This window comes from Dactylosporangium aurantiacum (assembly GCF_000716715.1).
Taxonomy (GTDB): Bacteria; Actinomycetota; Actinomycetes; order Mycobacteriales; family Micromonosporaceae; genus Dactylosporangium; species Dactylosporangium aurantiacum.
On record NZ_JNYJ01000029.1, the window covers coordinates 145153 to 155535 of the forward strand.

11 protein-coding genes are annotated in these 10383 nt (G+C 71.7%); 9 read left to right on the forward strand and 2 right to left on the reverse strand.

The genetic code is table 11. The annotated features are described in order from the left end of the window. Positions 1-33 precede the first annotated feature (33 nt). Positions 34-414 carry an ArsR/SmtB family transcription factor gene (locus OP18_RS29690; RefSeq protein ID WP_052387541.1) on the reverse strand — a complete coding sequence of 127 codons (381 nt, stop codon included), beginning with the start codon at positions 412-414 and terminating at the stop codon, positions 34-36. Positions 415-504: 90 nt separating this feature from the next. Here OP18_RS29690 and OP18_RS57730 point away from each other — a divergent pair, with 90 nt between their 5' ends. The 7 genes from OP18_RS57730 to OP18_RS29720 all read left to right on the forward strand — a co-directional run bounded on the left by OP18_RS57730 (position 505) and on the right by OP18_RS29720 (position 6133). Further along, positions 505-663, forward strand: coding sequence for a hypothetical protein (locus OP18_RS57730; protein WP_156089884.1), 159 nt, complete (start codon positions 505-507; stop codon positions 661-663). 110 nt (positions 664-773) lie between these two features. Continuing rightward, a complete protein-coding gene (locus OP18_RS29695; RefSeq protein ID WP_156089885.1) occupies positions 774-1031 on the forward strand; it encodes a hypothetical protein in 258 nt (85 codons plus the stop codon). Continuing rightward, complete coding sequence (locus tag OP18_RS29700) at positions 1028-2368, forward strand: M28 family metallopeptidase (protein WP_081971237.1); 1341 nt, start codon at positions 1028-1030, stop codon at positions 2366-2368. Before OP18_RS29695 ends, OP18_RS29700 begins: the two co-directional genes overlap by 4 nt. Before the next feature lie 9 nt (positions 2369-2377). Continuing rightward, positions 2378-2710 carry an ArsR/SmtB family transcription factor gene (locus OP18_RS29705; RefSeq protein WP_033362372.1) on the forward strand — a complete coding sequence of 111 codons (333 nt, stop codon included), beginning with the start codon at positions 2378-2380 and terminating at the stop codon, positions 2708-2710. Beyond that, complete coding sequence (locus OP18_RS29710; protein WP_033362373.1) at positions 2707-3231, forward strand: GNAT family N-acetyltransferase; 525 nt, start codon at positions 2707-2709, stop codon at positions 3229-3231. Before OP18_RS29705 ends, OP18_RS29710 begins: the two co-directional genes overlap by 4 nt. Positions 3232-3341: 110 nt before the next feature. Then, positions 3342-4772 (forward strand): FAD-dependent oxidoreductase, encoded by a 1431-nt coding sequence (locus OP18_RS29715; protein ID WP_033362374.1) that lies wholly within the window; start codon positions 3342-3344, stop codon positions 4770-4772. Then, the gene (locus OP18_RS29720; protein WP_063745630.1) at positions 4772-6133 is read left to right on the forward strand and encodes an MFS transporter; all 1362 of its coding nucleotides are present in this window, start codon (positions 4772-4774) and stop codon (positions 6131-6133) included. Before OP18_RS29715 ends, OP18_RS29720 begins: the two co-directional genes overlap by 1 nt. A gap of 82 nt (positions 6134-6215) precedes the next feature. On the opposite strand, the gene OP18_RS29725 is transcribed toward OP18_RS29720, so the two are convergent. After that, positions 6216-7325, reverse strand: a complete 1110-nt coding sequence (locus OP18_RS29725) for a flavin-containing monooxygenase (RefSeq protein ID WP_052387550.1) — start codon at positions 7323-7325, stop codon at positions 6216-6218. A gap of 65 nt (positions 7326-7390) precedes the next feature. On the opposite strand from OP18_RS29725, the gene OP18_RS29730 reads away from it, so the two are divergent. Together OP18_RS29730 and OP18_RS57735 are read left to right on the forward strand one after the other, a co-directional pair. Beyond that, positions 7391-7762 (forward strand): ArsR/SmtB family transcription factor, encoded by a 372-nt coding sequence (locus OP18_RS29730; protein ID WP_052387543.1) that lies wholly within the window; start codon positions 7391-7393, stop codon positions 7760-7762. Between the two features lie 1740 nt (positions 7763-9502). Beyond that, the gene (locus OP18_RS57735; RefSeq protein WP_156089886.1) at positions 9503-10087 is read left to right on the forward strand and encodes a hypothetical protein; all 585 of its coding nucleotides are present in this window, start codon (positions 9503-9505) and stop codon (positions 10085-10087) included. Positions 10088-10383: the final 296 nt, after the last annotated feature.

A 10383-nucleotide genomic window follows, 5' to 3' on the forward strand; every position in this document is an offset into this window, starting at 1 on the left:
CACCTGTCCGCGTCGGCCGCCCGCCCACCTCGATCAGCCTGCGGCCGACGCGGCGTCCACCATCAGCAGGGTGGCGAGCTGCCGCATGACGCCCGGCCGGGCCCGGTAGTAAACCCAGGTGCCACGGCGGTCGGAGTCGACCAGGCCGGCCTCGCGCAGGGTCTTGAGATGGTGAGAGATCGTCGGCCCGGACAGCTCGAACGCCGGGGTCAGGTCGCACACGCACATCTCCCCATCCGGGGCCGAGGCGATCATCGACATGAGCTGCAGTCGCACCGGGTCGCCGAGCGCCTTGAACGCCGGCGCGAGCACTGCAGCGGTCTCGGCCGGGATGCGATGCTGCGCGATCGGCGGGCAGCACGGCTCGGCCGCATTCAAATCTGTGAGCGAGAGCACCGCCGCTTGCTTTGACATGCCTCTAGGTTGACAGATCTCAAATCAGCGTGCAACTGTTTGATTCGACGGACGTCAAGACAGTCAGGGTCGCACGATGAGGAGATCACCATGTTCCGTTTCGCCCGCCGCCTCACCGGCCGCACCGCCGTACCTGCCGGGGTTCAGTTCTGCGACAGCTGCGCCGAGGTCAGCACCACCGCCGACCGCGCCCGACGGCGCATGGACCGCACCCGCGCCGACCTAACCGCCCTGGCCGGTCTCCGCTGACCCGGCAACGCGGTCCACCCAGCGTCCCAAGCCAGGCCTATACCCATCGCACCCAAACCACCCACCAGCGTCCATCCCTCATTCGTTCCGATCGTTGAAGGAGCATGACCATGACCGACATCCACACCCAGACGCCCGCACAGGGTGGTTTCGCCGGCGACCCCGCGGCCGCCCTCACCGCCGCCGGCACCGGCGGCTGTTGCGGCAACCCGCCGCAGGGCACGCTCACGCTGCCCGACCCGGTCGAAGCGGCCGCCAGCGGGTCGCCGTGCTGCGGCACCGCGGCCGAGGCGACGGAGGCGGGGGCCTGCTGCGGGACGTCGGCGAAGGCCGAGGCGGTCGCCTCCGGCGCGAGTTGCTGCGGATGAGCGCCGTCGCCGGCCAGCCCGCCGCGACCACAACCGTCAGTCAGGCCGTCGCGGAGGTCCTCGCCGGACTGCTCGGCACGGTCTCCGGAGAGCGGATGGCCGCGACGGTCGCGACCCTCGCCAGCGGGCCATTCACCGGCCGGCGGGTCGGGTCGGCCGGCGGCGCCGCAGGCCGCGCGTGGCTCGCCCAGCACCTCGCCGATCTCGGCGCCACGGTGACCCTGGAGCCGTTCCAGGTCCGGTTCGTCCCCGAGGTCTACACCGTCCCGACGGTACTGTGGCACGACGGCAGCACCACCCGGCGGCTCGCCTTCGGCCGCGACGTCGCGGTCCACCTGGCCTCCGCAGACCAGCCCTTGGTGCAACGCGGTGACCTGGCCGTGGCCGGCGCCGGCGACCCGGCCGGCCGGTGGCTGCTCGTCCCGGCCGGAATGACCCTCTTCGACGCCTACGGTCACGCCCACGGCGCGCTCGGACTGCTGTTCGGCCGGGGCGTGGACGCCGACGGCTGGCACTACACAATGCTCGCCGGCCCGAACCCCGGCCCGCTGCCGATCCTCACCCTCGACACCGCCACCCACACCACCCTCCTCGCGGCCGCACAGACCGGCGGCTGGCTCGCCGGAAACACACCGATCCGGCGGCTCGACGTTCCCGCGACCAACCTGCACGGCACCTGGCCCACCACGACGCCCACCGACTCGCCCACCGATTCGTCCGCTGTCGCTGATGGCGATGTGGGTACCGATGCGGGCACCGAGGTGCTGCTGACGGCACATTACGACGGCGTCGGTGACCATCCGGGACTGCGGCAACCCGCCGCGGCGGACAACGGCAGCGGTGTCGCCGTCGTCCTCGAGGCCGCCCGCGTCCTCGCCGGGCATCTGCCCGGCGGCACCCGGTTGTCGATCGCGTTGCTCGACGCCGAGGAGGCCGGCGCGCTGGGCTCCGCGCACCACGCGGCGCAGCTGCGCGCGACCGGCGCAACGCCGCTCGTCATCAACGTCGACGGCGCGGGGAACCTGCACCAGGCCGCCGCGGTCGAGGCCGGCGGACCCGCCCACGCGCTCCTGGCCGCGCTCGACCAGGCCGGACGGCACACCGGCCTGCCCTTGGTCGCCGGGCCGGTCGCCTCCGACAACCGCCGCTACGCCGCCGCCGGTCTGGCCGCGGTCGGCATCGGCGCGGGCATGGCCGGCTATCACAGCCCGGCCGACACCGCGGACCGCGTGGAGACCGCCACCCTGACCGCCGTCGCGAAGCTCGTCGTCGCGACCAGCTGGCTGGCGAGCACCGATCCGGCTACACTTCAATCGTTGATCGGCGATAAACGATGAAGTTGGTGGATGGTGAGCGAGCTCCTCGACCGGGCGACCGCGGAGACGTACGCGTCGTGGTTCCGGGCCCTCGCGGACCCGTCGCGGGTGCAGATCGTGGAGTACCTGGCGCGGCAGGGCAAGCCGCTGAGCGTCGGGGAGATCGTGGCCGCGGTCGGGCTGGCACAGTCGACCGTGTCGCAGCACCTGAAGGTCCTCACCGAGGTCCGGTTCGTGCTCGTGGAGCCGGTCGGCACCGCCCGGCACTACCGGATCAACACCGCCTGCATCGCGTGCTTCCCGTCCGCTGCCGACGTCGTGATGGGCAAGCCGGCCCCCAGCCCGGTCGGCGGCTGCGCATGACCGACATCGCGGTCCGGGCGATGACCGCCGCCGACGCCGCCGCGGTCCTGGCGATCTACCAGGCGGGCATGGACGCCGGCAACGCCAGCTTCGAGGACACCGCCCCCACCTGGGAGGTGTTCGACGCGGGCAAGCTGCCGCAACATCGCTACGTCGCAGCAGACCCTGCAGACCCTGCGGATCCGGGCGGCACGGTGCTCGGTTGGGTTGCGGTCTCCCGGGTGTCGGCGCGGCAGGTGTACGCCGGGGTCGTCGAGCACTCCGTCTACGTCGACCCCGGCGCGCAGGGCCGCGGCGTGGGCCGGGCGCTACTGACCGCGTTGATCGCCTCGACCGAGGCGGCCGGGATCTGGACCATCCAGTCCGGCGTCTTCCCGGAGAACACCGCCAGCCGCGCCCTGCACCGCGCCGCCGGGTTCCGCGAAGTCGGCATCCGCGAACGCGTCGGCCGGCACGCTAGCCAGGGCAACCGGTGGCGCGACGTCGTCTTCGTCGAACGCCGCAGCCCGCACGTCACCTGACATCACAGCAACACCCGGCACCCACCCAGCACCGCCTCCACCATCGACCGCCACCAGCACCGCAGTCCACCCACGTATTTCGAGAACTGTCAAGACAGAGGAGTTTCGCCATGACCACCCGCTTGGAAGACCTGCCCGTCGTCGTGATCGGGGCCGGCCCGGTCGGTTTGGCCGCCGCCGCGCACCTGCACGAGCGAGGTCTGCCGTTCACCGTCCTGGAAGCCGGTGACGGCCCGGCCACCGCGGTGCGGCAATGGGGGCACGTGCGGCTGTTCTCGCCGTGGCGGTACACCATCGACGCCGCATCCCGTCGCCTCCTCGCCGACGCCGGCTGGGTCGAGCCCGACGCCGAGCGGCTGCCGACCGGCGCGCAGCTCGCCGACGAGTACCTGCAACCCCTCGCCGACTTGCCCGCGCTCAAGCCACACGTGCGCTACGGCGCCCGCGTGGTGGCCGTCACCCGGCTGGGCCTGGACCGGCTGCGCACCGCCGGCCGCGACCAGGCGCCGTTCCTGGTTCGCCTCGGCGACGGCACGGACCTGCTCGCCCGGGCGGTGATCGACGCGTCGGGCACCTGGTCCACGCCGAACGTCCTCGGCGCGTCCGGCATCCCCGCGCACGGCGAGACCGCGGCCGCGGCGTTCATCGAGCACGCCCTGCCCGACGTCCTCGGCGCGGACCGGGACCGGTTCGCCGGCAAGCGCACCCTCGTCGTCGGCGCCGGGCACTCCGCCGCCAACACGCTGCTCGTCCTCGCCCAACTCGCCCAAGAGGTGTCGGGCACGGAGGTCACCTGGGCGATCCGGGCGGCGAGCCCGGCCCGCACCTACGGCGGCGAGACCGCCGACGCGCTGCCGGCCCGCGGCGCAATCGGCACCCGACTGCGCGAGCACGTGGACGCCGGCCGGATCCGGCTCGTCACCGGATTCTCCGCGCAAACCGTCACCGTCAAGGCCGACGGCGAGGTCGAAGTGTCCGACGGTGTCCGCGCCCTCGAAGTCGACCGGATCGTGGCCGCGACCGGGTTCCGCCCCGACCACGGCATCGTCTCCGAGCTTCGGCTCGACCTGGACCCGATCCTCGGCTCGACCCGCGCCCTCGCCCCGCTCATCGACCCCAACGAGCACTCCTGCGGCACCGTCCCGCCGCACGGCGTCGACGAACTCACCCACCCCGAGCCCGGCTTCTACGCCATCGGCATGAAGTCCTACGGCCGGGCGCCGACGTTCCTCCTGGCGACCGGCTACGAGCAGGCCCGCTCCGTCGTCGCCGCCCTCGCCGGCGACTGGGCCGCGGCCCGCGACGTCCAGCTCGACCTGCCCGAGACCGGCGTGTGCAACAGCAATCCGATCCTTGGCGACGAGACCGCCGCGGCCGAGGGCAGCAGCTGCTGTGGCAGCACACCGACCGACGTCGTCGCCCCTGCGGCCGGGCGCGGGCTAGCCACCGGCATCGCCGGTGGGCTGCTGTCGTCGCCGCTGACGCTGGTGTCCGCGTCGCAGTCGGGCGCGGGTGAGCAGAGCGGCGGTTGCTGCGGCTGATGGCACCGCTGCCAAGTCCGGCGGCTCCCGGCGCACGGGCCGGGAGCCACCGGGCTTTCCACGGATGGCGGATCGTCGCCGTCTTCGCGGTCACGCAGACCGCCGGGTACGGCTGCCTCTACTACACCTTCGCCGTCCTGCTGCACCCGATCGCCGCCGACCTCCACACCACGGCGACCGCAGTCACCGGCGCGATCACCACCGCGCTGCTCGCCTCGGCAGCCGCGGCGGTGCCCGTCGGCCGGTGGCTGGACCGCCACGGCGGCCGCGCGCTCATGACCGCCGGGTCGCTCGCCGGCGCCGGGCTGCTCATCGCCTGCTCCCAGGTGCGCACCGTGTGGCAGCTGTACATGGTGTTCACCGGGCTCGGCATCGCGATGGCGATGGCGCTGTATGAGCCTGCGACCGCGGTCATTGTGTCGTGGTTCGACCAGGCCCACCGCTCCAAGGCGGTGCTGGCGATGATCGTCGTGGCCGGGTTCGCCAGCACCATCTTCATGCCGCTCACCGGCCTGCTCGAGCACCGCCACGGCTGGCGCACCACCCTGCTCGTCCTGGCCGGCGTCTACGCCGCCGTCGCGGTGCCGCTGCACGCTCTCGTCGTGCGCCGCGCACCGACCGACCCGACCGACTCGACCAATCCGGCCGGCCCAGCGCGCCGTCGACCGAGCACGACGGACGAGCGGCGGGTACTGATCAGGGCGGCGGTTCGGGACGGGCGGTTCTGGTGCCTGGCCGTCGCGTTCGTCGCGCACGGCGCCGCGATGAGCGCTATGACCGTCCACCTCGTCGGGTTCCTCACCAGCAAAGGGCACCCGGTCACGTTCGCCGCGACCGTCGCCGGGCTCCTCGGCGTGCTGTCCGTCACCGGCCGGGTCCTGCTCACCGGCGCGCAACGCCGAATCCGGCTGCACCGCGTCGTCGCCGTCATCTTCTCCGTGCAGGCCGCCGCCGCGCTCACCCTGCCGTTCGTCGGCGCCACGCGGCCCGGTGCCGCCGTGGCGGTGATCGGGTTCGGGATCGGGTTCGGCGTTGCCAGCCTCGCCACCCCGGCGCTGCTCGCGGACCGGTACGGCACCACCGCCTACGCCAGCATCGCCGGCACCCTCGCCGCGCCCGTCACCCTCGCCAAGGCCGGCGCACCGCTCGGCGCCGCCGCCCTCGCCGCCGCCGGCGGCTACACCCCGGTCCTAGTCACCATCGGCGCCTGCAGCCTTGTCGCCGCGGCCGGCATCCTCACCCGAGCCGACTCGCCGACGCCGACACCGCACCGCCCGCCTCACTCGGCCGAGGAACGCGCCGACAGCGACGCCATCCACCACGCCGCCGGTGCCGACAGCCCGTACCTCACCAGGCCGTAGGCGAGCACCGCCAGGACCACCACCGTCGAGCCGGTCGGCGGCGTCGACGCGACCAGCAGCAGCACCGCGACCGCGACCGTACTCACCGAGCGACGCGGGACCCGCGGGTCCCGCGGGACCGGTGCGCCGGTTGCCGCAGCAGCGCGTCTAGGACGTGCGCGGCGTCGCGGCCGACGCCGCGCAGGGTTGCCGAGGCGAAACTACGTTGCCGCTCCAGGCCGACAAACCCCAACCCGGGCACCGACGTCGACACGCCACCGTCGTGCAGCGGCACACCCCGGCCGTCCAACGCCCCCGTCCCGGCCAGATACGACAGGCCAGGCCGGAACCCGGTCGCCAGGATGATGACGTCGACACGTTCCCGGGCACCGTCCGGCCACACGACGTCGTCGCCGTCCACCCGCCGGAACAACGCCCGGCGCTCGGGCCGCGCGGCTCGAATCGCGGCTCGGTAACGGCCGTCGTCGATCACCGGGACGGTGCCTTTCGACAGCCGCGGCCCGAGCCGCGATGAGTCCAGGCCGGTGCGGGTCAGCCACCAATGGAAATCCCGACCCAGGATCCGCTGCGGCTGCCACCGCAACGGCTGCCGGGTGGCGATGCTGACCGTCGCCACCGCGGCGAGCTCGACGGCGATCTGCACCGCCGAGTTCCCGCCACCGACCACGACCACCCGGCTCCCGGCGAACGGGACTGGGTCGCGGTACTCGGCGGAGTGCAGCACCCGCCCGCTGAACGACGCCAGACCCGGCAGCGCAGGCCGGTAGGGGCTACAGAACCCGCCGCTCGCCGCGACCACCGCCCGTGCGCGCAGCGACGAGCCGTCCGACGTGGACACCAGGAACCCACCGCCCGCAGCGCCCTGCGAGCCTGCGGGGACCTGAGTGACCTCGGTGACGTGCTGGCCGAACCGCACGTCGGCGTCCAGGCTCGCCGTGTAGGCGGTGAGGTAGTCGACCACCTCGTCGCGCAGCGGGTACCGGCCCGGATCGCCGGCGAACGGCCGCCCGGGCAGCGCCGAGAACCGGGCCGGGGAGAACAGCGTCAGGCTCTCGTAGTACCGCGGCCAGGAACCACCCGGTCTGCTTGACGCGTCCAGCACCACCGGCACCACACCACGCGACACGGCCGTGTACGCGGTGGCCAGGCCCGCCTGACCACCGCCGATGACGATCACATCAGCGACATCCACCACCGCAATGTATCGTCACATCGGGAAAAGACGAAATGATGTTTGGAGGAGGAGACTAGAGCCCGATGACACAGCTACCACCCCCGACCGCGGCGCCCGCCGCCCTGCACGGGCCTACCCAGGACTTCCTCAAAGCCCTCGCCAGCGAGACCCGGCAGCAGATCATGCTCCTGTTCACCGGCGGCGCGGAACTCACCGTCGGTGAGGTCGCCGAATGCTGCGGCCTCGGCCAGTCCACCACCTCCGAGCAGCTGGCCGTCCTGCGCCGCGGCGGACTCGTGCAGTCCACCCGCGACGGCAAACTCGTGCGCTACCGCGCCGACCCCGCCGCCATCAGCGCCCGGCTCAACGACCTGCAGACCTACCTGGCCTGCTGCTGCCCACCGCCAGCAGCAACACTGACCACATCCAAATACGGCGAGCAGCCTGGCGCGTAGCGGTCGTCACCGCGGCGTCACGCCGTTGCGGGTATCTCGCTCGCCGTGCCACCACGCGATACCCCCGCGACCGGGAATCCCGGCAACCGCGCAAGGTCGGCAACGTCAGCGCCGCCCGCCAGCGCGTACTGAATGACGAGCAGCTGGCCGCCCAGCCGGTCGGGCGGGACTAGGTCGACGACGACGCGTCCAAACGCAAACTGGCGCGATCGCTGTCGCGCCTCCCCGGCGCGGGCCGCCGGGACTGACCGGTACCGGGAGGCGCGGGCCCCGCCGCCACCGAAGCCGGCACGTATCAGAACGCCCTCGCCGATGCGCCGAGCGGGCGGCCGCGCTGTTGCGCGCTACCAGTAACTCGACCAGGACTCTGCCATCACGGGAACATCGAGATCGCCCGACGGATCATCAATTCTGCTGTGACTTTTCGCGACAGGTGGCGGAGATCTTGTGCATGACTTGGCGGAGGCCGGAGTGGGCGACGCTGCACGCCGGGTTTGCTGGTGTCGCTGTACTGGAGCTCCGGACAGGCCAGAGCCGCCTGACAGACAGGCAGCTTCCAGGCCGCGTACGGTGAAGGACCGACTCGACGCGACTAGGATGCCGGGGCCAGCGGCAGCCAGCAGTGCTCCAACGATCGTGGACCTGAAGCCCTCCGGAGCCACGTCTCACCACTGACTATTGCCGCTGCGGGCGTTGACGGCGCCTGCGGCGGCGATTCCGCAAGGCGGCTGCCGAGGTCGGCAAAGATTCCGCAGCTGGCGATAGATCATTCAGCGACACAGACGGGTTGGTGGTATGGCCGTCATGGACCAAATTCACTGAATGCGGCTCGTTATACCCGGCGAGGATGTACGGCACGATGGCCTGCAATTTGGCGCCACCGTCTGGCCCCTTGCCGATGTGGTAGACGAACAGGGCCCAGAACATCCGCCACAGAAGGGACGGGCGTCTGCCAGCGGGCTTGACCAGGAACGAGAAGACACGGGCAACAGCTGTAGCAATCACGGCGTAGCTCCTTGGCCTCACCGGTGCCCGCGTGGCAGGTGAGGTCACGGAACATGCGCCAAGGGACCAGCGGTCATGCGGCGTCGGTCGGAGTGCCCCTGCACAAGCAGCGCGGGCGGGCACGAATGCAGAGCATTCGACCGGCGAGGCGCGATCGGCGGCGACGCGCCTCAAAGCACGGCGGCGGGGTGCCGGTCAGGCAATGGACCCGCGGCGGGAGCTATTCCGTGGCATGCATCATGAGGATCGGATCGTAGCACGCGCATACCGTTGCTCGGTTCACTGGGTGCGCCACGGTCAGGCGAGTCTCACGTAGTAGCCCGTCGCAGCGGTCGAGTTCCGCCAAGTCGGCTGCAAGATTCCCGCCATCTAACGAGCAAAGTCACACCTGCGGTCTCGAATAGCCAACCGACCGCATGTCGCTACGATGTCGTACACCCGTACGATCCGGTCCGCGAATCCGCGATGGTGCGGGTCTACTGCTGCGCCTCCCCCTCCGCAGCGCCAGCGTCAGGAGCGTGAGGGGGGATCGTGTCGACTGCAGCCGCGCCTCTTCCTACTGGCACGAGGCGGCTCGCGGCGCTTGAGCAGGCGGGCCTTGTCCGCCGCGGCGTCCGGCGGCCCGGTACTGGGCCTGAGGGCGCGTTGCCGGTTCCCGCCGAACTTCGCCCGCTGCTGCCGCAAGGGTTGCCCCGTGGCGGGACTGTTGCGGTCTCGCAGGATGGTGGGGCCAGCATGTCCGCGCTGCTGCTGTTGCTCTCGGCGGCGTCTCGGGCGGGTGCATGGTGCGCGGTGGTGGGCTTGCCGTCCATGAGTCCGGTCGCCGCAGAGGAACTCGGGATCTCGCTAGAGCGGTGCGCGCTGGTGCCCGAGCCGGGAGCTGACTGGGATGTGGTCACCGCGGCATTGCTGGATGGTGTGGACATCGTCGTGAGTGCTCGGCTACAGGCGCCACCGGCGGCGGTGTGCGGGCGGCTGTCTGCCCGGGCGAGGCAACGAGGGACGGTGCTGGTGCCGTACGGAGCGTGGCAGGGCGCCGACCTCACCCTGCAGGTCGAGCATGCTGAGTGGGATGGCCTGCAGCAGGGTCGCGGCCGGCTGCAATGCCGACAGGTGACCGCCGTGACCCGAGGGCGAGGAGCGGCCGCGCGGCCTCGACGCACGACGTTCTGGCTTCCGGAGCCGTCCGAGCTGTACACCTTCCTGCGCGGCCGCGCTGAATCTGACGCTCCGCGAAGGCTGACCGCCGTGCCCGCCGCACCGGCGGCCGACCCTGTTCCTGGTCCAACACCTGAGCGTCGCCTGCAGAGCGCCTCCTAGGTGCACAGCTGCGGCAGCAAAACTGTGGGACAAGGCCGCATGGCGGTTAAGGCGCAGGCCACCGTCGGCGTTGTCATCCCCGCCGATCAACATCGCACGTAGCCCACTCCCACGAGTCCTTTGCGGGCCAGCTATTGCCCGTTCTGAGGTACTCAAGTTGCTCCGCTATAGCCGCTCGTGGACAGCAATCTCGCTTCTGTCAACGGCCAGTTGGACTTCCCCGGTGGCGGCCAGTAGTTCTCCCCGCTGGCGGTCACGAATTTCTCCCCGTCGGCGGCCAGATAGTTCCCCGCCGT

What these genes read in the sequence shown, in the direction of transcription:
- OP18_RS29690 (WP_052387541.1), bottom strand. Translation starts at nt 414, where the DNA reads ATGTCAAAGCAAGCGGCGGTGCTCTCGCTCACAGATTTGAATGCGGCC.
- OP18_RS57730 (WP_156089884.1), top strand. Translation starts at nt 505, where the DNA reads ATGTTCCGTTTCGCCCGCCGCCTCACCGGCCGCACCGCCGTACCTGCC.
- OP18_RS29695 (WP_156089885.1), top strand. Translation starts at nt 774, where the DNA reads ATGACCGACATCCACACCCAGACGCCCGCACAGGGTGGTTTCGCCGGC.
- OP18_RS29700 (WP_081971237.1), top strand. Translation starts at nt 1,028, where the DNA reads ATGAGCGCCGTCGCCGGCCAGCCCGCCGCGACCACAACCGTCAGTCAG.
- OP18_RS29705 (WP_033362372.1), top strand. Translation starts at nt 2,378, where the DNA reads ATGGTGAGCGAGCTCCTCGACCGGGCGACCGCGGAGACGTACGCGTCG.
- OP18_RS29710 (WP_033362373.1), top strand. Translation starts at nt 2,707, where the DNA reads ATGACCGACATCGCGGTCCGGGCGATGACCGCCGCCGACGCCGCCGCG.
- OP18_RS29715 (WP_033362374.1), top strand. Translation starts at nt 3,342, where the DNA reads ATGACCACCCGCTTGGAAGACCTGCCCGTCGTCGTGATCGGGGCCGGC.
- OP18_RS29720 (WP_063745630.1), top strand. Translation starts at nt 4,772, where the DNA reads ATGGCACCGCTGCCAAGTCCGGCGGCTCCCGGCGCACGGGCCGGGAGC.
- OP18_RS29730 (WP_052387543.1), top strand. Translation starts at nt 7,391, where the DNA reads ATGACACAGCTACCACCCCCGACCGCGGCGCCCGCCGCCCTGCACGGG.
- OP18_RS57735 (WP_156089886.1), top strand. Translation starts at nt 9,503, where the DNA reads ATGTCCGCGCTGCTGCTGTTGCTCTCGGCGGCGTCTCGGGCGGGTGCA.